Origin of the sequence: Corynebacterium sp. HMSC30G07 (genome assembly GCF_001806945.1) — a bacterium.
Classification (GTDB): domain Bacteria; phylum Actinomycetota; class Actinomycetes; order Mycobacteriales; family Mycobacteriaceae; genus Corynebacterium; species Corynebacterium riegelii.
In genome coordinates this window covers 13,745-38,224 of the sequence record NZ_KV786461.1, presented here as the reverse complement: position 1 = coordinate 38,224, position 24,480 = coordinate 13,745, and the positions used below count along the sequence as shown (strand labels likewise).

The 24,480-nt window shown below is 60.2% G+C and carries 21 protein-coding genes; 15 read left to right on the top strand and 6 right to left on the bottom strand.

Annotated elements, in window-relative coordinates; translation table 11 throughout:
- Nucleotides 1-138: 138 nt before the first annotated feature.
- The gene (locus tag HMPREF3104_RS05390) at nucleotides 139-873 is read right to left on the bottom strand and encodes a class I SAM-dependent methyltransferase (RefSeq protein ID WP_070494737.1); all 735 of its coding nucleotides are present in this window, start codon (nucleotides 871-873) and stop codon (nucleotides 139-141) included.
- A 196-nt stretch (nucleotides 874-1,069) separates the two neighbouring features.
- Between HMPREF3104_RS05390 and rpsA the strand changes: the two genes are divergently transcribed.
- The 6 genes from rpsA (at nucleotide 1,070) to HMPREF3104_RS05360 (ending at nucleotide 6,752) form a co-directional block, all read left to right on the top strand.
- The gene (gene rpsA / locus HMPREF3104_RS05385; RefSeq protein ID WP_052204477.1) at nucleotides 1,070-2,539 is read left to right on the top strand and encodes a 30S ribosomal protein S1; all 1,470 of its coding nucleotides are present in this window, start codon (nucleotides 1,070-1,072) and stop codon (nucleotides 2,537-2,539) included.
- A gap of 67 nt (nucleotides 2,540-2,606) precedes the next feature.
- Nucleotides 2,607-3,200 (top strand): dephospho-CoA kinase, encoded by a 594-nt coding sequence (gene coaE / locus HMPREF3104_RS05380; RefSeq protein WP_052204475.1) that lies wholly within the window; start codon nucleotides 2,607-2,609, stop codon nucleotides 3,198-3,200.
- Between the two features lie 124 nt (nucleotides 3,201-3,324).
- The gene (locus HMPREF3104_RS05375; protein ID WP_070494708.1) at nucleotides 3,325-3,678 is read left to right on the top strand and encodes a DUF4259 domain-containing protein; all 354 of its coding nucleotides are present in this window, start codon (nucleotides 3,325-3,327) and stop codon (nucleotides 3,676-3,678) included.
- A gap of 18 nt (nucleotides 3,679-3,696) precedes the next feature.
- Nucleotides 3,697-5,787: an excinuclease ABC subunit UvrB gene (gene uvrB, locus HMPREF3104_RS05370; protein ID WP_070494707.1), complete on the top strand. Its 2,091-nt coding sequence runs from the start codon at nucleotides 3,697-3,699 to the stop codon at nucleotides 5,785-5,787.
- Nucleotides 5,788-5,821: 34 nt separating this feature from the next.
- A complete protein-coding gene (locus HMPREF3104_RS05365; RefSeq protein ID WP_070494706.1) occupies nucleotides 5,822-6,280 on the top strand; it encodes a universal stress protein in 459 nt (152 codons plus the stop codon).
- Between the two features lie 25 nt (nucleotides 6,281-6,305).
- Nucleotides 6,306-6,752 (top strand): universal stress protein, encoded by a 447-nt coding sequence (locus tag HMPREF3104_RS05360; RefSeq protein WP_052206366.1) that lies wholly within the window; start codon nucleotides 6,306-6,308, stop codon nucleotides 6,750-6,752.
- Nucleotides 6,753-6,772: 20 nt separating this feature from the next.
- On the opposite strand, the gene HMPREF3104_RS05355 is transcribed toward HMPREF3104_RS05360, so the two are convergent.
- The 3 genes from HMPREF3104_RS05355 to HMPREF3104_RS05345 all read right to left on the bottom strand — a co-directional run bounded on the left by HMPREF3104_RS05355 (nucleotide 6,773) and on the right by HMPREF3104_RS05345 (nucleotide 10,831).
- Nucleotides 6,773-8,971, bottom strand: a complete 2,199-nt coding sequence (locus HMPREF3104_RS05355) for a HelD family protein (protein ID WP_070494705.1) — start codon at nucleotides 8,969-8,971, stop codon at nucleotides 6,773-6,775.
- Between the two features lie 78 nt (nucleotides 8,972-9,049).
- On the bottom strand, nucleotides 9,050-10,174 hold the full coding sequence (locus HMPREF3104_RS05350) for a DoxX family membrane protein (protein ID WP_052204467.1): 1,125 nt from the start codon (nucleotides 10,172-10,174) through the stop codon (nucleotides 9,050-9,052).
- Between the two features lie 66 nt (nucleotides 10,175-10,240).
- Nucleotides 10,241-10,831 carry an MBL fold metallo-hydrolase gene (locus tag HMPREF3104_RS05345; protein WP_052204465.1) on the bottom strand — a complete coding sequence of 197 codons (591 nt, stop codon included), beginning with the start codon at nucleotides 10,829-10,831 and terminating at the stop codon, nucleotides 10,241-10,243.
- Between the two features lie 89 nt (nucleotides 10,832-10,920).
- Between HMPREF3104_RS05345 and uvrA the strand changes: the two genes are divergently transcribed.
- Entirely contained in the window at nucleotides 10,921-13,770 is a 2,850-nt protein-coding gene (uvrA, locus tag HMPREF3104_RS05340) for an excinuclease ABC subunit UvrA (protein ID WP_070494704.1), read from the top strand.
- On the opposite strand, the gene HMPREF3104_RS05335 is transcribed toward uvrA, so the two are convergent.
- Nucleotides 13,735-15,765, bottom strand: a complete 2,031-nt coding sequence (locus HMPREF3104_RS05335) for a DUF2339 domain-containing protein (protein ID WP_070494703.1) — start codon at nucleotides 15,763-15,765, stop codon at nucleotides 13,735-13,737. The two genes, uvrA and HMPREF3104_RS05335, sit on opposite strands and share 36 nt — an antisense overlap.
- 343 nt (nucleotides 15,766-16,108) lie before the next feature.
- On the opposite strand from HMPREF3104_RS05335, the gene infC reads away from it, so the two are divergent.
- The 3 genes from infC to rplT are packed head-to-tail and all read left to right on the top strand — an operon-like array spanning nucleotide 16,109 to nucleotide 17,333.
- Nucleotides 16,109-16,672: a translation initiation factor IF-3 gene (gene infC / locus HMPREF3104_RS05330; RefSeq protein WP_083278946.1), complete on the top strand. Its 564-nt coding sequence runs from the start codon at nucleotides 16,109-16,111 to the stop codon at nucleotides 16,670-16,672.
- Nucleotides 16,673-16,700: 28 nt separating this feature from the next.
- Nucleotides 16,701-16,895: a 50S ribosomal protein L35 gene (rpmI, locus tag HMPREF3104_RS05325; protein WP_052204458.1), complete on the top strand. Its 195-nt coding sequence runs from the start codon at nucleotides 16,701-16,703 to the stop codon at nucleotides 16,893-16,895.
- 51 nt (nucleotides 16,896-16,946) lie between these two features.
- On the top strand, nucleotides 16,947-17,333 hold the full coding sequence (rplT, locus tag HMPREF3104_RS05320) for a 50S ribosomal protein L20 (RefSeq protein ID WP_052204456.1): 387 nt from the start codon (nucleotides 16,947-16,949) through the stop codon (nucleotides 17,331-17,333).
- 265 nt (nucleotides 17,334-17,598) lie between these two features.
- Here the strand turns inward: rplT and HMPREF3104_RS05315 are convergent, their stop codons facing one another.
- Nucleotides 17,599-18,567: a hypothetical protein gene (locus HMPREF3104_RS05315; protein ID WP_141738142.1), complete on the bottom strand. Its 969-nt coding sequence runs from the start codon at nucleotides 18,565-18,567 to the stop codon at nucleotides 17,599-17,601.
- Between the two features lie 78 nt (nucleotides 18,568-18,645).
- On the opposite strand from HMPREF3104_RS05315, the gene HMPREF3104_RS05310 reads away from it, so the two are divergent.
- From HMPREF3104_RS05310 to pheT, 5 genes are all read left to right on the top strand, one after another.
- The gene (locus tag HMPREF3104_RS05310; protein WP_070494701.1) at nucleotides 18,646-19,458 is read left to right on the top strand and encodes a TrmH family RNA methyltransferase; all 813 of its coding nucleotides are present in this window, start codon (nucleotides 18,646-18,648) and stop codon (nucleotides 19,456-19,458) included.
- Nucleotides 19,459-19,517: 59 nt separating this feature from the next.
- Nucleotides 19,518-20,333 (top strand): class I SAM-dependent methyltransferase, encoded by an 816-nt coding sequence (locus HMPREF3104_RS05305; protein ID WP_070494700.1) that lies wholly within the window; start codon nucleotides 19,518-19,520, stop codon nucleotides 20,331-20,333.
- 18 nt (nucleotides 20,334-20,351) lie between these two features.
- Complete coding sequence (locus tag HMPREF3104_RS05300) at nucleotides 20,352-20,705, top strand: cupin domain-containing protein (RefSeq protein WP_070494699.1); 354 nt, start codon at nucleotides 20,352-20,354, stop codon at nucleotides 20,703-20,705.
- A 174-nt stretch (nucleotides 20,706-20,879) separates the two neighbouring features.
- Nucleotides 20,880-21,929, top strand: coding sequence for a phenylalanine--tRNA ligase subunit alpha (pheS, locus tag HMPREF3104_RS05295; protein WP_198147782.1), 1,050 nt, complete (start codon nucleotides 20,880-20,882; stop codon nucleotides 21,927-21,929).
- Nucleotides 21,930-21,962: 33 nt separating this feature from the next.
- Complete coding sequence (gene pheT, locus HMPREF3104_RS05290; RefSeq protein WP_070494698.1) at nucleotides 21,963-24,479, top strand: phenylalanine--tRNA ligase subunit beta; 2,517 nt, start codon at nucleotides 21,963-21,965, stop codon at nucleotides 24,477-24,479.
- Nucleotide 24,480 lies beyond the last annotated feature (1 nt).

Genomic DNA, 24,480 nt, shown 5'->3' with positions numbered 1-24,480 from the left:
CTGTTGAGTTGGTATTAAGTTATTCCTCTTCCCCCTAGAGGGTGCTTTCCCTAAGTGGAGGGATAGCCGTGAATTAACTTAACAGAGGCTAAGGGGTGAGCGGGGATTAAATTCATGGGGGTGTAAAAATGGGGGTAGTTAGCTAGCCAAAAATGCTACGAAAATGGCGGTGCCTGGGAAGATTGCGCCGCGCTTGGGGGACCATTGGCCCCAGGTGATGTTCAGGTTGGCAGGCCATTCGGGCTCGACGACGTCCGCGAGCCAAAAGCCAGCTTGCCCAAGAGCGCGAACCCAGTCGCCGAAGGTGCGGTGGTATTCCGCGTATGTCAGTTCCCCCTGGTCGTTGTGTTCAAGGTATTCGCGTTCAAAGTAGCTAATCTCCGCAGTTAGCTCGTCCGGGTCGTCTGGGAAGACCCAGCGCATCGGATGGTTGACGGAAAACACGAAGCGTCCACCCGGGGCGAGTACGCGCGCGATCTCCTCGAAGGCTGTATTGATGTCGGCGACAAACGGCAGCGCACCAAATGCGGAGAAGGCAACGTCAAAGCTGTGATCGCGGTAGGGAAGTGCCAGAACATCGGCCTGTGTAAGTGGCGCGGGGCCGCTCGCTCGGGAAAGCATGCCTGACGAAATGTCAAAGCCTGTCACCAGGCGGGCGCCCGCATTCTGCGCCAACCAATTGGCGCACGGGGCACTGCCGCAACCGATTTCTAGGATGGTGGCGCCGGAGACGTCGCCAAGCAAACGGCCCTCTTGCTCCGAGAGCATTTCTGGGCACCAATAGAAGCCGTTGAGGTACTCGGGGTGGGCGTCGTGATAGCGCTGGGCGTCACTGTCCCAATGGTGTCTGTTTGCTTGCGATGGAGTGGTCATAATCATTTGCTTTAGCTGGGTAAAGGCAGTATTGTTGGGCGAGCGTGTCGCAGCGTCGGGGCGAGTGGTGCCGTAAATAGGAGGGCCTGCCCGTCAACGCCGTGAGATCAAAACCCAACTTAAGCACGTGCTTCCGGTTTTTGAAAGACATGCCCATGTACATTTCGACCTCCTATTTTTCGGAGCACATACACATATGCGCACTTCCAACGCACCCCAGGTAGCCATCAATGACATCGGTGGCCCTGAGGAATTTCTCGCCGCAGTGGACGAGACCATCAAGTACTTCAACGATGGCGATATCGTCACCGGCACCGTTGTTAAGGTTGACCACGATGAGGTCCTCCTCGACATCGGCTACAAGACTGAGGGCATCATCCTCACCCGCGAGCTGTCCATCAAGCACGACGTTGACCCGGAAGACGTGGTCGAGGTCGGCGATGAGATCGACGCACTTGTCCTGACCAAGGAGGACAAGGAAGGCCGCCTGATGCTGTCCAAGAAGCGCGCTCAGTACGAGCGTGCTTGGGGCACCATCGAGGAGCTGCAGGCCAACGACCAGCCGGTTACCGGTACGGTCATCGAGGTTGTCAAGGGCGGCCTCATCCTGGACATCGGCCTGCGCGGCTTCCTGCCGGCATCGCTGGTGGAGATGCGCCGCGTGCGCGACCTGGATCCGTACATCGGCCAGGAGCTCGAGGCAAAGATCATCGAGCTGGACAAGCACCGCAACAACGTGGTGCTGTCCCGCCGCGCTTACCTGGAGGAGACCCAGTCTGCGGTCCGCTCCGACTTCCTGCACCAGCTGCAGAAGGGCCAGGTGCGCAAGGGTGTCGTTTCCTCCATCGTCAACTTCGGCGCATTCGTCGACCTTGGCGGTGTTGACGGCCTGGTTCACGTTTCCGAGCTGTCCTGGAAGCACATCGACCACCCGTCTGAGGTTGTCACCGTGGGCGACGAGGTCACCGTTGAGGTGCTCGACGTTGACCTGGACCGCGAGCGCGTGTCCCTGTCCCTGAAGGCAACCCAGGAAGATCCGTGGCGCGTCTTCGCCCGCACCCACGCTGTGGGCCAGATCGTTCCGGGCAAGGTTACCAAGCTCGTTCCGTTCGGCGCCTTCGTTCGCGTCGAGGAGGGCATCGAGGGCCTGGTACACATCTCCGAGCTGGCTCAGCGCCACGTGGAGGTCCCGGACCAGGTTGTTACCGTTGGCCAGGAAGTTATGGTCAAGGTCATCGACATCGACCTCGAGCGTCGTCGTATCTCCCTGTCGCTTAAGCAGGCTGATGAGGACTACGCAGAAGAGTTCGATCCGTCCCGCTACGGCATGGCCGACTCCTACGACGAGCAGGGCAACTACATCTTCCCGGAGGGCTTCGACCCGGAGACCAACGAGTGGATGGAAGGCTTCGAGGAAGCTCGCCAGGAGTGGGAGGCACGCTACGCAGAGGCAGAGCGTCGCTTCCAGGCTCACACCGCTCAGATCGAGCGTCACCGCGCTGCAGCTGCAGAGGCAGCAGAGCAGGGTGGCTCCGACTACTCCTCTGAGTCCAACTACTCCTCCGAGTCTGGTGCTGACGCTCCGGCAGCATCCGAGTCCGAGGGTGGTTCCCTGGCTTCCGACGAGCAGCTCGCTGCTCTGCGCGAGAAGCTTGCTGGCAACTAAGAGCTAGAACAACGACGGCCCGCCTGCCCCAACCGGGGTGCGGGCCGTTTTGTTATGTTCGGAAACTATGAAACGCATTGGACTCACCGGCGGTATCGGCAGCGGCAAATCCACGGTTGCCGGCTTGCTGCAGGATGCAGGGCTTCCGCTTGTCGACGCTGACGCTATCGCCCGCACCATCATGGAACCAGGTTCCCCCGTACTCGCCGAGGTAGCGCAAGAGTTCGGCGACGATCTCATTGGCCCAGACGGCACACTCAACCGCGCGGAGCTGGCCCGTCGGGCGTTTGCCACCGAGGAAGCCACGCAGCGTTTGAACGCGATTACCCACCCGGCGATCCGGGCAGAAGCCGAGCGCCAATTCACCGAACACGAGGCCGCGGGCGCGCAGGCTGCGGTCTATGACATGCCATTACTCGTAGACCTTGGCCTGCACAACGATATGGACCTCACCGTGGTGGTCAACGTGGACGTAGATGAGCGGGTGCGCCGCCTCGTGTCCTCGCGCGGGCTCGATGAGGCCGATGCCCGGGCGCGCATCGCCCGCCAGATTGACGACGCCACACGTCTTGCCGCCGCCGACGTTGTCATTGACAACAACGGCCCGGTCGAAGCACTCGCGCCGCAGGTGGAAAAGGTACTTGCACGAATTCGTTCGTAGCTGACAGTTCCTAACCGACCAGGCGCGTGACCTAAGAGCGTGACCTAAGAGTTCTCGTGTTAGCCCGATGACGTTCACCAAAGGTATAGGGGTTGTTAACCTTAGCCCTTTAGTGTGACACGGCATGGGTACCTGGGATACAGGGCCGTTTGATAATGACTCGGCCGCAGACGTCGTGGCAGCACTTGCCAACGGCACGTTTCGCATGGACCAGTTCCGCTTCAACTGCTCCAACAGCCCGCTCAACGCCGAGGAAGCCGAGCTGATCATTGCGCTTGCCGCTGTGCTCAACGGGCACGTGCCGGAAGAGCATGCTGAGGCGGTCGCGCGTTTCCCGTTTAGTGCGGATGACCGGAGATGGATCCGTCGTAACGCAGCTGAAGTGCTCAAACCTGGCAGCTCTGAACTCTATGCCCTGTGGCAGGAAACCGGCGAGCTCGACGAGTGGTTGGCTGCTGCGCGCAAGTTTGCGTCGTAGGGCCGTAGACTGGCCTGCATGGCTTTTGCTGCTGAACATCCTGTCCTTGCGCAGTCTGAGTTTCGCCCGGTGGGTGAAATTGAGCGTCGTGAAAAACCGTTCGAGGTTATCTCTGAGTATGAGCCCTCGGGCGATCAGCCTTCGGCGATCAAGGAGTTGGACGAGCGCCTGCGGCGTGGCGAGGAAGACGTGGTGCTCATGGGTGCCACGGGTACCGGTAAGTCCGCTACCGCTGCGTGGCTGATTGAGAAGCAACAGCGCCCAACGTTGGTGATGGCCCCGAACAAGACGCTGGCCGCACAGTTGGCCAATGAGCTTCGCCAGCTACTACCCAATAACGCCGTGGAGTATTTCGTCTCGTACTACGACTACTACCAGCCAGAGGCCTACATAGCGCAGACGGATACCTACATTGAGAAAGACTCTTCGATTAATGATGACGTGGAGCGTCTGCGCCACTCGGCCACCTCGGCGCTGTTGAGCCGCCGTGACGTTGTGGTGGTTGCCTCCGTCTCCTGCATCTACGGTCTGGGTACGCCGCAGTCCTACCTGGATCGTTCGATTGTGCTGCAGGTAGGCGAGGAGGTGGAGCGCGACCGCTTCCTGCGCTTGCTTGTAGACGTGCAGTATGAGCGCAATGACGTGGACTTCAAACGCGGCACCTTCCGTGTCAAGGGCGACACCGTGGACATCATTCCCGCCTACGAAGAGGTGGCGGTGCGTGTGGAGTTCTTCGGCGATGAGATTGACACGCTCTACTACATCCACCCGCTCACGGGTGATGTGATCAGCCAGGAAGAAGAGGTGCGTATCTTCCCGGCCACGCACTACGTGGCTACGGATGAGCGCATGGAGAAAGCTATCGAGGCGATCAAGGAGGAGCTAGCGGACCGGCTTGAAGAGCTGGAGAGCAAGGGCAAACTGCTCGAAGCCCAACGCCTTCGCATGCGCACCGAGTATGACCTGGAGATGATCCAGCAGGTGGGCTTCTGCTCCGGCATTGAGAACTATTCGCGCCACATGGACGGTCGGCCCGCGGGCTCTGCGCCGGCGACGCTGATTGACTATTTCCCGGAAGACTTCCTGACCATCATCGATGAGTCTCACGTGACCGTGCCCCAGATCGGCGGCATGTTTGAGGGCGACATGTCACGCAAGCGCAACCTGGTGGAGTTCGGTTTCCGTTTGCCGTCGGCAGTAGACAACCGCCCCCTGACGTTTGATGAGTTTGAGGCCCGCGTGGGCCAGACTGTCTACATGTCCGCAACGCCGGGGGACTACGAGCTTGAAGCCTCCGGTGGCGAGTTTGTGGAGCAAGTCATTCGCCCAACTGGCCTGGTGGATCCGAAGGTGAGCGTGCGCCCAACCAAGGGCCAGATCGATGACCTGATCCATGAGATCCGCCTGCGCGTGGAGAAGAACGAGCGCGTGTTGGTGACCACGCTGACCAAGCGCATGGCCGAGGATCTGACGGATTACTTCTTAGATAACGGCATTAAGGTGCGCTACCTGCACTCGGACATTGACACCCTGCAGCGCGTGGAGCTGCTGCGCCAGCTGCGCCTTGGTGAGTTCGACGTGCTGGTGGGTATCAACCTCCTGCGCGAGGGCCTCGACCTGCCGGAGGTCTCGCTCGTGGCAATCCTGGACGCGGACAAGGAGGGCTTCCTGCGCTCCACCAAGTCCCTGATCCAGACCATCGGCCGCGCCGCACGTAACGTCTCTGGCGAGGTCATCATGTATGCCGACAACATTACCGACTCCATGCAGGCGGCGATTGAAGAGACGGAGCGTCGCCGCGAAAAGCAGATCGCCTACAACAAGGAGCACGGCATCGACCCGCAGCCGCTGCGTAAGGCCATCGCCGACATTCTGGACCAGGTCTACGAGAACACCGATGCAGACACCCGCGGTGGGGAAGCAGCCATTGTGGAGCGACCCGATGTGTCCACCATGGCTTCCGATGAGCTTCAGCAGCTTATCGACGATCTGACGAACCAAATGGGTGAAGCCGCCCGCGAGCTGAAGTTCGAACTTGCCGGACGCTTGCGTGATGAGATCGCGGATCTGCGCAAGGAGCTGCGTGGTATGAAAGAGTCAGGAAATTAACGTTGCACGTTTCAAAGGTTTAGGAAGGCCCACAATGTTTTCGTACTCTTCAATTGCCGTTGGCACCGATGGCTCCGCTACGTCCATGGCGGCAGTGCGTGCCGCGGCAAGCCTCGCGCGGGTGTATGACGCGAGCCTGACCATTATCTGCGCGCACTACTCGGCGTCCGGCTCGGTGCTTGACTCCACAAACCGCGAGTTGACGGGCGCGGACGTCGTGACAGAGACCGGCGCCCAGGAGATTCTGCAACGCGCACGCGAGATTGCAGAAGCGGAGCAGGCCAAGGACACCCGCACGGTCTCGCGTGGCGGCCAGCCGGCGGCGGTGCTGATTGAATCCGTTAGCGAATACGATGTCGATCTTTTGGTTGTTGGAAACAAGGGGATGCGTTCGCTCGCGGGCAGGGTGTTTGGCAATGTGCCAGGTAGCGTCGCAAAGAAAGCTCCTGTGGACGTGATGCTGGTGGATACTCAGGCTGAGCTACGCAGCTAGGGACAAACGCGTTACACTTATGCGCATGGCCAACTACTACAACACCATTGTCGTCGGTTCGGACGGCTCGAAGTCTTCCCTCCTTGCTGTTGAGCGTGCAGCCAAGATGGCGGTGGCGTTTGACGCAACGCTGGTTATTGGTACCGCGTACTACCAGTCCGAGGCTGACGCCTCGAAGGCACTGCGCCAGGATTCTGTGACCATTCTTGGTGACGATCAGGCGTTGAAGAACCTGGAAGCCGCAGCTGAACACGCACGCTCGGTTGGTGCCAAGGACGTGCAGACCGCAACGCGCCCGGGCACCCCGGTTGAGGCGCTGATGGCGATTGTGAACGACAACAAGGCAGAACTGCTGGTTGTGGGTAACCGCGGCATCAACTCCCTGACCGGCCGACTGCTGGGCTCGGTTCCGGCGGACGTTGCACGTCAGTCTGACTGTGACGTGATGATCGTCCACACCGTCACCGAGTAGTTCTTTTTCCCGCTGGGGAGCTAGAGCTCCCCGATAACCGTCAGGGTCTGTGTCGCCCTGGTCACTGCAACGTAGAGGTCTTGCCACCCCTGTGGCGAGGCCTCAACTATTTTCTGTGGCTCCACCACAATCACGTGGTCAAACTCCAGGCCCTTCATGAAGGCCACGTTGCTGCTGTCGATCACGGCCACGGAGCGGCCCTCATCATCGGCAAAACCCGCGGCAACTGAATCCGGGTTCGTGCCGGTGGGCATGAAGCGCACCGGCTCTCCCTGGCGGATACTGGTTTGCTCACGCGGGGTGCCGCCGCCGTGCTCAAGCACTGTGTCGGCGTACGCGATGATCTCCGCAGGGGTGCGGTAGTTCACCGTCAGCTCATGCAGCCTGAAACGGGTGTTCACGAACGGCTCCAGGGCGCTGGCCCAATCGTCAACACCTGCCGGCGCAGATGTCTGCGCCGTGTCACCAACCAACGTCATCCAACGGCTCGGGCAGCGGCGAAACACCATCCGCCATTCCATGGGGGAGAGCTCCTGGGCTTCGTCCACAATTACGTGCCCGTACGCCCAGGCCTGGTCCGCGGCGGCGCGCTCCGCGGTAGAACGCGTATCCGTGGCGCGCTGGCGGCTGGCCAGCGTTTCGGCGTCAATGACGTCGGTGGCAGAGAGGATCTCGGCCTCAAACTGGTCGTCATCATTATCCGTGGCTTCAGAGGAGGCAAGTACATCCAAGGCCTCCTCCGCCTCAGCCACCTGCCTGCGCCAGGCCTCTTCCTCCGCGCGGCGCTCTTCCTCCGGGTCCACCGTGCCAACGATTACAGACAGCTCATCTATCAAGGCCGTATCGGACGGCGTGAACGGGCTGCCGGCTGGGCGGTAGAAGGCTTCGCGCGTGTAGTCGTCATAATCAAACGCCACCTCAGCAATACGCTCGTGGCTAGAAAGCAGCTCGCCGAGCACCTGAGTGGGACTCAGAATAGGGAAGGTGTCCTGGATCAAACCAAGCACCTGCGGGTGCTCTGCAAGATCATCGTGCAGCTGGTCCACATCGGCAGCGGAAAGCAGGTTCGCACCACCCAGCGGGTCCTCACCGATGCGTGTGGCCAACGCCTGCGCCAACCGCTGCGTTAAGTCCTCCTGGTAGACGGCGCGGGCCGCGTTGTGGGGCTTGCGGCTGCGCCGCGCACGGGTTCGCGATGCCTTGATCATGGCCGGGGTGGCGTGGATACGCACACCGTCGATATTCAGCTCAACCGGCTCATCAGGCACGACCTGATAGGCCTGCACCGCACGGCGCAGGATGGTCACCATCTCCTCGGAGCCCTTCACCTCGCGGGCACTAAACGGCTCCTCGTGGGTACCCGGCGCGAACCCCGGGACCAAGTTTTCCAGGGTGCTTAAGACCACGCCGGTCTCACCCAGCTCCGGAAGCACGCGAGAGATGTAGTCCAAAAACGTATCGTTCGGACCAATAATGAGCACGCCCGTGCGGCTGAGTTGCTCGCGCCAGGTGTAGAGCAGGTAGGCCACGCGGTGCAGCGCAACGGCAGTCTTGCCGGTGCCGGGGCCACCCTGGACAACCATCACACCGCGCGTTGGGTCACGGATAATGTCGTCTTGCTCGCGCTGGATGGTCTCCACGATGGATTGCATGTGTCCGGTACGTGCGGCGTCCATCGCTCGGCGCAACGCAGCTTCAGACCCGACGTTGGCCGCCTGAGTCTCAAGCGCAACGTCGTCGCCAGAAAGCACCTCATCATCCACAGCCGTGACCGTGCGCCCGCGCATGCGGATATTGCGACGCATACGCACACCCTCCGGGTGCGCAGTGGTTGCCAGATAGAACGGCCTGGCCTGTGGTGCGCGCCAATCTAGCAGCAGCGTGCGGTAGTTATCCTCACGATCCACCAGGCCCAAACGGCCGACGTACCTGCGATCAACGCCTGCCACACCCGGTACCGGATTATCCGGGTCCTCATCGGCAACATCCACGCGGCCAAACACCAAGCCAACCTCTGCTACGCCAAGCTGATCCAGCTTGGCATTTAGCGCGTGGTACTCGGTTTCCCGTCGCACCAGCGCATCCGAGTCCGGGTTGTCCGGGTCAACGTCCGCCTGCACCGCAGCGAGTTTTGCGCGCGCGGCATCCACCTCCGCACCCAGATGGGAAAAGAGGACGTCGGCGTGGGCTTGTTCCTCAACAATCTTCTCTGGGCTCATACACAGCAAAACGACCCCGCAGCCCGGAATATTCCGGGGCGGGGCCGCTCGTTGCGTCAGGCCAAGGGAAGCGGGGAACTAGCCCAGCTTCTTCTGTGCCTTCTTCACAAGCTTCTTCGCCTGCTTTTCAGCCTTGTTGGCACGCTTCTTCCACTTGCGCTTCTGGCGCCAGGACGGAGCAACATCCAAGTTGTCCCATGCGTCCTGCAGGCTATCTACGGCCTCCTGCGCCTTGTCCTGCAGCTTGGCAGCAGACTTCTTTACCTTGCGCTTAGCACGGAACTTATCCAGGGTGGACGGCCCCAAGTCATCCAGGGAAGCCTGCAGGTCGCTCACCACGGAGTTGACCTTGCGCTTTGCTTTGAACTTCTCCAGCTTGGACGGGGTCAGCTCATCGAATGCGTCCTCGGCCCAGCCCTTCGCGTCATCCACAAGGTTGTTCACCTTGCGCTTTGCCTTGAACTGATCCAGCTTGCTCGGCTTCAGGTCCTTGTAGTTGTCCTGCAGCTCATCGGTTGCGTCCTCCAACCAGTCACTGGCGTTGGACAGGAAGTGGGAGGTCTGCTTGCGAGCATCGCCGAAGAGGTCCTGAGCAGCACTACCGGCGCGGTTTGCGGCCTTGGCCCAGTCGCCCTTGTTGTCCTCAATGTAATCGCCGACCTGCTCGGTAGCGTCACTAAACCAGTTGCTTGCCTTGTGCAGCGCCTTCTCAGTCTCAGACTGGGTGGGCAGTGCCTGCTGGACATTCTTCTTAGCCACGCGAGCAGCGTTCTGCGCACGCCACTTGATGTCCGGCTTGCCAGCGGTGTCCACCGATGCCAGCAGCACGCCGCCGGTCAGTGCCAGATCAGTCAGGGCACCTGCGCGGCGACGCAGCTTCTCATCCTCATCATCGGTGTTCCAAAAAGCGTTGCGGCCCACCAGGGAAGCCGCAGACGTTGCGGTGAGCAGTGCAGCGGCGGTGCGCGGCAGCTTGCCAATGGCAAACAGGGAACCAGCGCCGGCCTTCACGCCGCCAACGATCTGTGCTGCGGTCTCCGGATCCTGCGGCAGGAAGGAGCGGTACTGGCGCGGCACTGCGGCACGCACCTGCTCAAGCACGCTTGCAGCGCTCTCCTTGTTGCTGGACGGGTTCATGACGGTCTTAGCACCATCAATGATGAACACCGACGCGAGCATTGGGCGCGCGATCTTGCGGATCATCTTCTCATCATTCCTTTTCGTTCAAAATTGGATCAAAGTTGAAAGTGTGCCTCCCACTGTAGACAGCTACCAGCGGCGCTGCCACCATTCATCCAAGCTGCCACGCTCAGCGCCAACGGTGGTGGAGGTGCCGTGGCCTGGGTGGATAATCGCGTCGTCCTCAAACCGGTCAAAGATCTTGGCCTTGACGTCATTGAACAGTCGCACAAAGTCACCCTCGGAGGCGGTCTTGCCCAGGCCACCTGGGAAGACGGAGTCACCCACAAAGAGGTGCATCTCACCGTCAATCTCCACTGCAATGGCAACCCCACCCGGGGTGTGTCCGCGCAAAATGGCTACCGGGATGCGGTGGCCAGCGAACTCGATGTAGTCGCCGTCATCCAACTCCTTATCCACGGGCGCTGGCAGTGCTGGGGCGTCCAAGTGCGACGCCCAGTGGGTTGCCCCCGTCTCCGCCAGCACCGCCTCTAAAGCGCGGACGTGATCGTGGTGACGGTGCGTAGTCAACACATCCGTAATACGCACACCTGCGTCTTGGGCCATGGTGAGCAGGGCTTGGGGGTTATCGGCAGCGTCGATAAGCAAACCCTGCCCCTCGGAAGCCAAGAGGTAGCAGTTGTTATCCATGCTGGAAACAGAAATCTGGTGGAGTTGCATAGCTGCCAGCGTAGCTGCTCGGAATAGTTTCTAGCCGGGAGAAGTTGGTAGGTTCAGGGGGTACGGACTCTGAAAGATAAAGGACACACGTGGCTGAAAAGCTGACAGTGCGCGGCGCGCGCCAACACAACCTCAAGGGCATTGACATTGAGCTGCCCCGAGACAAGATGACGGTCTTTACTGGACTGTCCGGCTCGGGAAAGTCCTCGCTAGCGTTTGACACGATCTTCGCGGAAGGTCAGCGGCGCTACGTGGAGTCACTGTCCTCATACGCGCGCATGTTCCTCGGCCAGATGGACAAACCTGATGTGGATTACATCGACGGTTTGAGCCCGGCTGTGTCTATTGACCAGAAATCCACCAACCGCAACCCGCGCTCCACCGTGGGCACGATCACCGAGATCTATGACTATTTGCGTCTGCTCTACGCGCGCGCCGGCACCCCGCACTGCCCGGTGTGTGACGCGGTGATTGAGCGGCAAACGCCGCAGCAGATCGTGGACCAGATCCTTGCTCTGGAGGAGCGCACCAAGTTCCAGGTGCTCGCCCCGGTAGTGCGCAAGCGCAAGGGTGAGTTCCAGGACCTGTTCGCGGACCTAGCTGCGCAGGGTTACTCGCGCGTGAACGTGGACGGTGAGACCTACCAGCTGTCGGACCCGCCGAAGCTGGAAAAGCAGATCAAGCACACTATTGACGTAGTGGTGGACCGCCTCACCGTCAAAGCCAGCCAGAAGCAGCGCCTGACTGATTCTGTGGAAACAGCGCTGAAGCTGGCAGAAGGGCTTGTAGGCTTCGACTTTGTTGACCTGGATGCGGACGATCCGGACCGCGTGCAGATCTTCTCGGAGAAGATGGCCTGCCCGAACGGCCACAAGCTGCACGTGGAGGAATATGAGCCGCGCGCGTTCTCCTTCAACTCACCTTTCGGTGCCTGCCCGGTGTGCGACGGTCTTGGCGTGCGTAAGGAAGTGGACATTGACCTGGTGATTCCGGACCCGGATGCGCCGGCGGTGGATGCGTTCCAGATCTGGAACTCCAGCCCGAACAAAGGGTACTTCACCAAACTGATTGAGGCATTGGCGAAGGAAGAGGGCTTTGATGCGCACGCGCCGCTGAGCTCGTTGACCAAGACGCAGCAGAAACACCTAGTGCATGGCTCTCCAACCAAGGTGAACGTTCGCTACAAGAACCGTTACGGCCGCCAGCGTTCCTACACCGCTGCCTACGAGGGTGTGGTGGGCTACATCGAGCGCAAGATGGAGCAGGCCGAGACAGACACGCAGAAGGACCGCTTGCTGGCCTACACCCGTGAGGTGCCGTGCCCAACCTGTGAAGGCACCCGTCTGAAGCCGGAGATCCTGGCGGTGCGGCTTGCCTCCACCACGCATGGCGAGAAATCCATCGCGGGCTTGACCGAGCTTTCGATTGAGGACGCCTCGCAGTACCTGGACAACCTCGTCCTGGGCTACCGCGAGGAAATGATTGCAGGTGCCGTGCTGCGCGAGATTCAGGCGCGTTTGCACTTTCTTATCGACGTTGGCCTGAACTACCTCACCCTGTCCCGCTCCGCCGGAACGCTTTCCGGTGGTGAGGCGCAGCGCATTCGCCTTGCCACGCAGATCGGCTCCGGCCTGGCTGGTGTGCTCTACGTGCTGGATGAGCCCTCCATTGGCCTGCACCAGCGCGACAACCAGCGCCTGATTAAGACGCTGAAGAAGCTGCGCGACTTAGGCAACACGCTTGTTGTGGTCGAGCACGATGAGGACACGATCCGCGAGGCCGACTGGCTCATCGACATCGGCCCGCGCGCCGGCGAGTACGGCGGCGAAGTGGTCTACCAAGGCGCGCCGGAAGGCATTAAGAAGGCGAAGGACTCGATTACAGGTGACTACCTGAGCGGTCGCAAGAAAATTGAGGTGCCTGCTCAGCGGCGCGCCGTGGATAAGCAAAGAATGCTCAAGGTCATCGGTGCGCGCGAGAACAACCTGGACAACGTGACTGTGGATCTTCCGCTAGGTGTGCTGGTGGCGGTGACCGGCGTGTCCGGCTCCGGCAAGTCAACCCTGGTCAACCAGATTCTGGCGAAGACGCTGCAGAACCAGCTCAACGGCGCACGCCAGGTGCCGGGGCGCGTGAAGAAGGTCGAAGGCCTTGAACACCTGGACAAGCTAGTGCAGGTGGACCAGAGCCCGATCGGGCGCACGCCGCGCTCAAACCCGGCAACCTACACGGGCGTGTTTGACAAGATCCGTACCCTGTTTGCGGAAACGCAGGAGTCCAAGGTGCGCGGCTACAAGCCGGGGCGCTTCTCCTTCAACGTCAAGGGCGGGCGCTGTGAGGCGTGTCGTGGTGACGGCACCATCAAAATCGAGATGAACTTCCTGCCCGATGTTTACGTGCCTTGCGAGGTCTGCGGCGGCGCACGCTACAACCGCGAAACCCTTGAGGTGCGCTACAAGGGCAAGAACATCGCAGAAGTGCTGGACATGCCGATCTCTGAGGCGACCGAGTTCTTCGAGCCGATCACGTCCATTCACCGCTATTTGCAGACGCTTGTAGACGTCGGCTTGGGCTACGTCCGCCTCGGCCAAAGCGCCACCACGCTCTCCGGCGGCGAGGCCCAGCGCGTGAAGCTGGCCGCCGAGCTGCAGAAGCGCTCCAACGGCCGTACGATTTACATCCTCGACGAGCCGACCACTGGCCTCCACTTCGAAGACATCCGCAAACTCATGCTGGTGCTCAACGGCCTTGTGGATAAGGGCAACACGGTGCTTGTGATTGAGCACAACCTTGACGTAATCAAGTCCGCAGACTGGATTGTGGACATGGGTCCTGAAGGTGGCTCCGGCGGCGGCACCGTGGTTGCCCAGGGCACGCCGGAGGACGTGGCTCAGGTGGAAGGGTCATTTACCGGCGAATTCCTCCGGCCTCTGGTGTAGCTGCGGCTGTAGTTGTAGCTGCGGCTGTTGCTCACCGGGCTCTTGCTCCCCGGGCTCTTGCTTGCGCTGCGCGCCCTTCGCCGCGACGGCGATAAGCAGGAGGCCAGACACGATAAACGTGAGCACGCGTGGAATGCCGTCGAGTGCCGCCATGTCGAAGAGGACCAGTTTCGCCGTAGCCACAATCGCAATGATCAGGCCAGCGGTGCGCTCGCTCTTAGCATCCATGTTGTGGGCGCGGTTGCTGGCGCGTTTGACCAAAAGCCACGCCGCGAGCGCCATCCACGAGATGGACACGATCATGTGGCCGACGTAGAAGGCGCCCTCGTGGCCTTCGTAGTTGTGCGTTGTCGAGTTGTAGGTACTCGGGCTGATGAGCTCTCCAATTGACTGAGTGATGGTCACTACAGCCACCATCTCCAGGAGTAGGCCGTAAGCTGCAAATGCTTTGCGTGCTGTGCCCGAAAGGCCCTGCCGGAGCCCCGGTAGTGCAATGCAAACGACGAGCAGGACTGCCAGCGCGACACCCATCGCCAAATACTGCGGTGCCGCCAACAGTGGAAGCAGTGGATTGAGTGCTGTAAACAACGCGTCCCACACGCCAGCCAACACCATGATTGCCCAAGCGGCGAGCACTGGGACTGTGCGCACCGGCAGCCTCGTGGTGAGGAACACCACGGCACTGGCCATTACAAGGAGGGTGAGCCTAGGAACCCACGATGTCCAGGGGCTGAGGTTGTACGCGTCGTGGTAGATGAGAAACAGCGGCAGGAATGTAAAGGGCAGCACCATGAACCAGCCGGTAATCAGCCAAGAGTTGGCTGGTTGGTTGGCTGCGTGGTTGGCCTGTTGAGTGCCTGGTCTGCCGCGGCCGACGACCGTGACCAGACACGTGACGGCAATTGCGACGGCTACGAGGATCCACCGGGCGACGTCTTCAAGCATCATGTGCGACAGCAACAACACGAGTGCGGGTGCCACAACGCCCGCGGCAACTGTCATGCGTGGAGTTGCCGGATACGGCCTAAGGAACAGCTCGCCCACGACCAGCAGAACGACCCCGACGAGCGGGATGACAACCGCAGCGTTGATGAGCTCTGCCTCTGTGTAAGGGCCGGAGATGAAGTCTCCAAGCACCATGACCAGCCACGTCTGCCACGCAAGCAGCAGCCCAGCCACCGTGCGCACGATAGTGAGCATGCGTGGCGACGCCTGCCTGCACATCCACCACGTCATCAAGACCACCAAAACCGGTGGCACGAGGACAAGAGCATTGGCGAAGGCGTACTTCGTAATCAGCGTGCCTGAGTAGAAAACAAGGATGATGCACATGGCAACAACCAGGCGCAGGTTGTTGCGCCACTTAGCCAGGGCGAGATACCCAGTCCACAACAGGATGAACGCGAGGACGACCGCATCAGGCAACACCCAGTTCTGCACCATGCCGACATAGAAAAGATCCAGCGCAAGGATCAAAAACGACGTCACGTACAGCGCCATCACGCCAGCATTGGTGCCTTTGCGCACATCGAGCCAGATGCCGATACCAAGTAGGATCACGGCAAGAAGCGCAGCACCCACCGCACGGCCGACCGGGCCCAAAAGTCCGGACTGGATCGCCAGCGCAATGCCGAGGCATGCGCCAACAAAGGTGATAACTGACCCGATAATCGCCGCCCAGCGCATAATCCGCTGCTCCGTAGAAAGCTGCGGCCGTTCGTGCACGGACGCCGAAACACGCTGCAGCAAGGAGGGCTTCTGCGGCGGCTGTTGTTGAACTATCGGTGCCGGTTGTGGCGGAGCTGGCGTCATCTGCGGCACCGGTTGCGGCATTGGCTGCGCTGCCGGTTGCGGCGCGGCAGCGGGGGATGAGGTCAGTTGGTTGAGGTTGGACGTGATGGCGTCGATAAGCATCTGCGAATGTGCGGTGCTTTGGCGAAGCTCATTGAGTTGACGCCGAACGTCGTCAATGATCTGCTCTCGGGGGTGCGACATGATGGGGCCTCCTAAATAGCTGTCTATATTCTTAGACTGGTTTTGGGGCCAAAAGGTTTCCCCGACGCGCAAATTTATCCGATTGTGACAATGACGGCGTGTGGTGATTTGGTGATGGGGCAGGGAAGTGTTAGTGTCTATGGCACTACCGCCCAAAGCGCCTCCTCCAGGTGCCTGGGCTGCAAGTGGAGTTACTCCCACCCCAAGCCGCCAGCATTACATGCCGGAAGGATACGGGTCTCGGTAGGGCACTACACCTTGGGGTGACGTGTCTGATGAGGAGAACTCCCGCCGTGCACCAGCACGAGCGGGGATTTTTTGTGGGAACACACCACCTGTAGCAGTGGTAGCGACAACGTTAAACCTTTTAATAAGGAGTGTTCTCATCAGCGCTGAAGCTCGTATTAATGAACGGATCCGGGTCCCCGAGGTTCGTCTCGTCGGCCCGTCCGGCGAGCAGGTAGGCATCGTCCGCACGGATGACGCCCGCAAGTTGGCCTACGAAGCCGACCTCGACCTGGTTGAGGTTGCACCGAACGCCAAGCCGCCCGTGTGCAAGATCATGGACTACGGCAAATTCAAGTACGAGCAGGATCAGAAGGCTCGCGAGGCCCGCAAGAACCAGCAGCAGACCGTGGTCAAGGAACAGAAGTTCCGCCCCAAGATCGATGAGCACGACTACCAGACCAAAAAGGCCAACGTTGAACGCTTCCTGGAGAAGGGCAACAAGGTCAAGGTGACCATCATGTTCCGTGGCCGCGAGCAGTCGCGTCCGGAGCTGGGGTACCGCCTCCTTGAGCGTCTCGCCGACGACATCGGAGAACTTGGCGTGGTGGAGTCCCGCCCCAAGCAGGACGGCCGCAACATGACCATGGTCTTCGGGCCGGCTCGCAAGGGCAAGAAGTAGCACGATCACAATCTGAAGGGCTTTTACCATGAAGCAGAAGACCCACAAGGGCACCGCAAAGCGCATCAAGGTTAATGGCAAAGGCAAGCTGCGCCGTGAGCAGGCTGGTAAGCGCCACCTCAACGAGAAGCTGTCCTCGAAGCGTCGCCGCAAGCTGTCCGGCACCACGGACGTTGCACCGGCTGACGTTAAGCGCATGAAGCGCCTCCTCGGCATGTCCTAAGCACTGCCTGTTTCCATCTACCCCACGAATTAAGACAAGGAAGTATGACTCATGGCACGTGTTAAGCGTTCAGTCAATGCTAAGAAGAAGCGCCGCGCGATTCTGAAGTCCGCGAAGGGCTACCGTGGCCAGCGCTCCCGCCTGTACCGCAAGGCGAAGGAGCAGTGGCTGCACTCCCAGACCTACGCGTACCGCGATCGCCGCAAGCGCAAGAGCGAGTTCCGCAAGCTGTGGATCCAGCGCATCAACGCTGCAGCTCGTATGAACGACATTACCTACAACCGTCTCATCCACGGCCTGAAGTTGGCCGAGGTTGAGGTGGACCGCAAGATCCTCGCCGAGCTGGCTGTGAATGACTTCGCAGCGTTCTCCGCTCTTTGCGAGGTTGCGAAGAACGCTCTCCCGGAGGACGTCAACGCTCCGGTTGAGGCTGCCTAGGAGCCTTCCGCTTAACGACGCGCCGCGCGCCATTCTTCGGCCGGCGCGTCTTTTGCGTTTTCCAGGGGTGTTTTCGTGGCCGCCGTTGGCTTTCGGCGGAGTCTCCGCTCGCAGCCAGCCCGTGTGTCCTTGCGCAACCCCCTGACCGGCGCATTCACGCCAGTCACACCAGCCTCATTGCAAACATTTTGATTTGTTACGGATGTGACTAAGAAACCGCAGGACGCTGAAAGATTTCGCATTTGTTTTCAGTCGCCGTCACTGCCTACATCTTGGCAGCGACTATCTGCGTGAGTTTTTCCACGAGAACCCAGAGAGTTGCCGACGAAAACCTCAACACCTGCCAACCCAAGGCTGCAGACTCTAAGTTGATCGCGGTGTCTTTGTGACGCCGCTCGTGTTCCCAGTGATGTGCGCCGTCATACATGAGGCCAATCTTGAGTTGGGGCAGGGCTAGGTCGAAGCGGGTGATTGGCTTGCCGTGGGCGTCGGTAAGCAAAAGTTGCTCTCGAAGATCTAGATGAAACCTGCTGGCAACATCGAGCGCGAGAAGGCGCATTTCGGTTTCCTTCGGAGATTCTGCGAGCGGGGAAGAGGCAGTAAGGACATCCACGAGCCACGGCAGGCTAATGCGTTGGCGGCTTGCGCGCAGAAGATCGATGGGGTCGACCTTGATGAAGTGTCGTGCGGCGTCTACAAGCTGGACAGCACGAACGAACTCTGCAGACAATCCAGGCACCTCGACGATGGGCCAGCGAACCTCCCCAGAACGCACCTGCGTCAGCGCCTGACACAATGCCACCGCGGGTGGAGCTGCCTGCAAAACCAAGCCAAGGTAACTGAGTTGCCAGATTCCCTTTGGTTCGCTACGGAATAGCGCAGGCGTCAGACTCGTGGCGGATTTCTTTTTCGATATCGCCGGTCCAGTCAGGTACGTGTCGGCATAATCCGTGAGGTATTTCATCCCGTAAAGCGCCAAGGCTGCAAACCCAGTTGCACTCAACGATGGGTTAGCAAGTAGGTGGGCGATCGCTCGGTGTAAGCCAGGCACTTGGTAGTGCACCTGCCTGGGATGATGCCGTTGGGCCAGGCTCGCTACCGCTGCAGGTACCGCGTCGCTGGTATGAATCAGATACTGGTCATTCGCATATAAGTACTCGCTTTCTGATAGTGATTGGGAAGCGGGATAGAGCTTCGGCGGCGGGTTTAGCGTCATGCCATTAGAAACCTTCATGCATCTTTAGACTGCGCAGACCTGCCCGCGGTTCCCAGATGAACCGAAGCCAGCACCAACGCAGTATCCTTTACAGCCATGTCCCTTGACTTTGATCAGCCTTTTACTGAACGCACCCCGCGGGTAGTTAACGCCGCGAAGTTGAAGCGCGCTGCCGGCAGGAAGAAGGCGAAGAGGTTTTTGGTGGAGGGGGAGAATGCCGTGGAGGCGGCGGTGGCGACGGGTGCGGCGACGGATCTGTTTGTCACTCAGGCGGCCGCCGAACGTTTCGCCGAGATTGTCACGACGGCCGGCTACATGGATGTGTTCACCCACACGATTAATGACAAGGCCGCAGATCACCTCGCCGACGCGGTGACCAACACTGGCATCTTCGCGGTGTGTAAGCCGGTGTTGTGGACCATTCCGCAGATTCTCAAGGGCAGGCCTCGCCTTGTTGCGGTGTGTGTGGAAACCAATGACCCGGGCAACGCGGGCACGATCATCCGCCTGGTGGATGCGCTCGGCGCGGATGCAGTGATTTTTGCTGGTGACACGGTTGATCCGGAGTCGCCGAAGGTGGTGCGTTCCACCGCTGGCTCGCTCTTCCATGTCCCTGTCGCCCGCGACCGTGACATTCACCGTGTCCTCGGGCAACTCAGGGCTTCAGGCTTATCGACGCTCGCGACAACCCCCACCGGCGCCCTCAACCTCGCCGAACCCGGGGAAGCTTTGAACACGCCCACCGCGTGGCTGTTTGGCAACGAGGCCCACGGACTGCCGGAAGACGTCCTGGCTGCCGCTGACGACACTGTCACCATTCCCATTGCGGGGTCCGCTGAGTCTTTGAACCTTTCGACGGCGGCGTCCATTTGCCTGTGGGAGTCAGCAAAGGCGTTGCGCGAGAAGTGATTACTATCGCATAGACGTAAGGGTAGGCAAACCTAACCTACTACTGTAGGGTTTGCCTCATGGGAACGAATACAAGTCAACCGCCACTACCGCAGAGCGACAGATCGACCAACGTTGCTGCAGGCCATTGGGTGCTCGCTCGAGCTGGGAAGCGCGTTTTGCGTCCTGGTGGTTTGAAGCTGACGAATCGTTTGTTGGATGCAGCAGAACTGCAGGACAAAAGGGTGGTGGAATTCGCGCCTGGGTTGGGGCGAACTGCCGCCATCATGCTTGAACGAGACATCGCATCCTATGTCGGTGTAGACCAAGATGTGGATGCAGTGACACGTGTGCAGTCCGTGGTGGGATCGCGTGGCACAGTGGTCAACGCTAGTGCCGAATCCACCGGGCTTGAAAGCGATTCTGCCCAGGTGGTGGTTGGTGAGGCGATGCTGACAATGCAAGGTGAGAAAGGCAAGCGCGCAATTATTGCTGAAGCGTTCCGTTTGTTGGAGCCGGGTGGTGTGTATGCGATCCATGAGCTGGGACTTACCCCCGACACAATTGATGCAGAACTTGCTGATCAGTTGCGCAAGCGCCTAGCGAAAACGATCCGCGTGAATGCTCGCCCACTTACGCGCCGAGAATGGTGTGGGTTGTTGGAGGAGGCGGGTTTTGACCTTGAATGGGTTGGAACTGAGCCGATGGCCCTACTGTCATTGCGTCGCAATCTTGCAGATGAAGGTTTTGGCGGAGTTTTGCGGATTTTGCGTAACGTAGCGAGGGACAGGGATTTGCGTCACCGTGTACTGGAGATGCGTAGAACCTTTAATGAATATCGAGACAATCTCACCGGTATCGCTATCATCGCTCGAAAACCCGATGTCAGCGTGTAGAAGAAGGGAATTGGATTCATGAGCGGACACGACCACGTGCCAGAAGCCATGCTTGGTTACATAGAAAATATGGCGGAGCATGTTGAGTACTCCCCAAACTCGACCACATCGACCACGATCCTGCGTGCCGAGGGGGTCAACGTGGTGCTGTTCTCGTTTGATCAAGGGGAGGAACTTTCAGAACACACCGCTGCGATGCCAGTGATTGTGCAGGCCTTAGAGGGTGAACTGGAAATTGCGGCCGACGGTAAAACGGTGATACTGCGTCCTGGCGGTTTGGTACATTTCACCACGCGCCTACCGCACGCAGTTAAAGCACTGAGCCCGGCAAAAATGGTGCTGTATATGTTGAACCGTCCTACGGCGGTTTAAAAAGGGATTGTTGTCACGCCCATGAACACAAGCAGCATGAGATTCGGCGTGCGCCCAGAGTCCGCACCGTACGGGGTGGGGCACAACTTATCCTCCTAAGAGACAGCGGCATGCCCGCGGGTATGCTTGTGAACGTTTTGTGATGCCGCCGAAGTGGAAAGGTGCGGGTGTGCAGTGAGCATTGGCAATCCCGAAATTGAACTGACCGAGGAGAACCTGAATCGGGCCGCGGACGAGGCTATTGCGGCGTTCGAACAGGCCGCGGATCTGGCGGCGCTTGAAGAGGCCAAGCGTGAGCACTTGGGCGAGCAGTCGACAATTATGCAGGCGCGGAAGTCGCTGGGTTCTATTCCGAAGGACCAGCGTAAGGACGCCGGCCGGTTTGTAAACATGGCACGCGGCCGCGCTGAGAAGGTGTACTCCCAGCTCCACCAGCTGCGTGAGGCTGAGTATCGCGAGCAGCAGCTGCGCGAAGAGACTGTGGACGTCACGCTGCCTACCGCGCGTTCCCAGGCTGGCGCGATGCACCCAATTACTACGCTCAGTGAGCAGATCGCGGACATCTTCATCGGCATGGGCTGGGAGGTTGCGGAAGGCCCTGAGGTGGAGGCGGAGTACTTCAACTTCGACGCGTTGAACTTCATCCCGGATCACCCGGCGCGTACCCTGCAGGACACCTTCTACATCGGTGAGGAGGGTTCCAAGCAGGTCATGCGTACGCACACGTCTCCGGTGCAGGTGCGCACGATGCTTGAGCGTGATGTGCCGATCTACATCGCGTGTCCGGGCCGCGTGTTCCGTACCGATGAGCTGGATGCCACCCACACGCCGGTGTTCCACCAGGTTGAGGGCTTGGCGGTGGATAAGGGCCTGACCATGGCTCACCTGAAGGGCACGCTGGATCACCTGGCGAAAACACTGTTCGGTCCGGAGACCAAGACGCGCATGCGTACCAATTACTTCCCGTTCACGGAGCCTTCCGCTGAGGTTGACGTGTGGTTCCCTAACAAGAAGGGCGGCGCCGGCTGGATTGAGTGGGGTGGCTGCGGCATGGTCAATCCGAACGTCTTGCGTGCTGTGGGTGTGGATCCGGAGGAGTACACGGGTTTTGCGTTTGGCATGGGTTTGGAGCGCACGCTGCAGTTCCGCAATGGTCTGACGGATATGCGCGACATGGTTGAGGGTGACGTGCGTTTCACCATCCCGTTCGGCGTTCAGGCATAACAGGCGTAGCAGGCACAAGGAGAGAGACAACAAATGCTGATTTCCAAAAATTGGATCACCCGCCTGCTTGCAAACGCGGGCAATGAGGGTTTCAACCCCACTGATGAGGAGCTGGACGCAGGTTTCGTGTGCGTCGGTTTTGAAACTGAGGGCTATGAGCCGCTGCCGGAGGTTACAGGCCCGCTGGTTCTGGGGCGCGTCGCTGAGATTGAAGAGCTGACGGGTTTCAAGAAGCCGATTCGTTACTGCCAGGTGGACGTTGGCCAGGCCAATGGCACTGGTGAGCTGCAGGGCATTATCTGTGGCGCCCGCAACTTCAAAGAAGGCGACGTTGTCATCGTGTCGCTGCCGGGTGCGGTGCTGCCGGGTGGTTTTGAGATCGCGGCACGCAAGACCTATGACCACATCTCCAACGGCATGATGGCATCTGCCGCGGAGCTTGGTCTCACGGCAAAGAGCGAGGGCATCATTGCGCTGGATAGTCTGCCTGAGGGCTTCCAGCTTGGCGACGACGCACGCGCCTTCCTCAATTCCACCGACACCGTCTTTGATGTCAATGTCACTCCGGATCGCGGTTACGCGCTATCTGCTCGCGGATTGACGCGCGAGATCGCTTCGGCTTTTGATCTGAAGTACGGCGATGTAGCCAAGGATCCTGCGGTAGCTGGCATTGATGTCTCTGTAGTACCTGCGCCGGAAGGGGAGCTGATCCCGATCACGCTGGAGCCCGATACGAAGGCGAAGCGTTTCGGCCTGCGCAAGGTTGAGGGCATTGACCCGAAGGCCCAGGCGCCGTTCTGGATGCAGCGTGAGCTGATGCTTTCCGGCATCCGCTCGGTCAACGCGGCGACGGACGTGACCAACTACGTCATGTTGCTGACCGGCCAGCCGATGCACGCGTTTGACGCCGACAAGATCGCCGGCGGCCTGCGCGTGCACACCGCGGCCGAGGGGCAGGAATTCGAGACACTGGACCACACCAAGCGCACACTGCGCGCAACGGACGTGGTGATCAGCGATGATAACGGCATTCAGTCGCTGGCGGGTGTGATGGGTGGCACCACCTCCGAGATTTCGGATGACACCACCAACGTCTACTTCGAGGCTGCCACCTGGGATGAGCTGACGGTGGCGAAGACTGCGCGTCACCACAAGTTGAGCTCCGAGGCTTCTCGACGTTTCGAGCGCGGCGTCGACCCCGCCATCGTCGAAGCAAGCCTGGACATTGCGTGTGCGCTGCTGGTGCAGTGCGCTGGCGGCCAAGTAACTGCAAGCCGCACCCTAGTCGGCGAGGTTCCCGCACGTGAGGCGATCGAGATGCGCGTGAGCCGCCCGTCCGAGTTGATTGGTGTGGACTACTCGCGCGACACCGTAGTGAAGCGTCTGGAGGAAGTCGGCTGCCAGATCGCAGGCGATGAGGAGCACCTCCAGGTCACCCCACCGACGTGGCGCGGCGATCTCACCGTGCCAGTGGAGCTGGTTGAGGAGATCGTGCGTTTGGAGGGCCTGGATGCGATCCCGTCCGTGCTGCCGACTCCGGTTGGTGGCCGCGGCCTGAGCCCGCAGCAGCGCCGTCGTCGTGCGGTGACGCACGCGTTGGCGTACTCAGGGTACGCGGAGATTATTCCTACGCCGTTTATGTCCAACACCGTGTTAGACACGTGGGGCCTGGAAGCGGACGACCCGCGACGCAATGTGGTGAAGGTGCAAAACCCGCTAGATGCGGACTACGCCGTGTTGGCCACCACGCTGCTTCCGGCCATGCTTGAGGCAGTTGGCCGCAACGTTGCCCGCGGTCGCCATGACCTCGCGCTGTACTCCGTGGTACAGACTGCGGTGAAGCGTGCAGATGCATCCCCGATGCCAAGCGTTGAGCAGCGTCCGGATGAGGCGACGATTGCGGAGCTGATCGGTTCGCTCCCGGAGCAGCGGTTGCATGTGGCCACGGTGGCCGTGGGCAAACAAGAGCTCGATGGTCCGTTGGGGCAGGGCAGGGCCTTTACCTGGGCTGATGCACTGCAGGCTGCGCAGGTTGTGGCTTCTGCTGCGGGTGTGGCGCTTGAGGTGGAGCAGGCACAGCACTTGCCGTGGCACCCAGGTCGCTGTGCGGCGCTGAAGGCTGGTGGCGAGGTCGTGGGCTATGCCGGTGAGCTGCACCCGCAGGTGCTTGAGGCACTGGAGCTGCCGGAGCGCACCGTGGCGATGGAGCTGGACCTTTCCGCTTTGCCGTTTGACTACGAACTTCCGGCGCCGGTGCTTTCTGCGTTCCCGGCGGTGAACCAGGACATTGCGTTGGTTGTGGATGCTGATGTGCCGGCAGAAGCGGTGCGCCAGGTGGTCGAGGAGGCTGCAGGTGAGCTGTTGGAGCGCGTCACGCTTTTCGACGTCTACGTGTCCGACCAACTCGGCGAGAACAAGAAGTCCTTGGCGTTTGGCCTGGTGTTCCGCGCGGGCGATCGCACGTTGACGGAGGACGAGGCGTCCGAGGCTCGCCTGAAGGCTGCGAAGGCCGCGGAGGAGCGCTTCGGGGCGACGATGCGCGGAGTGTAGC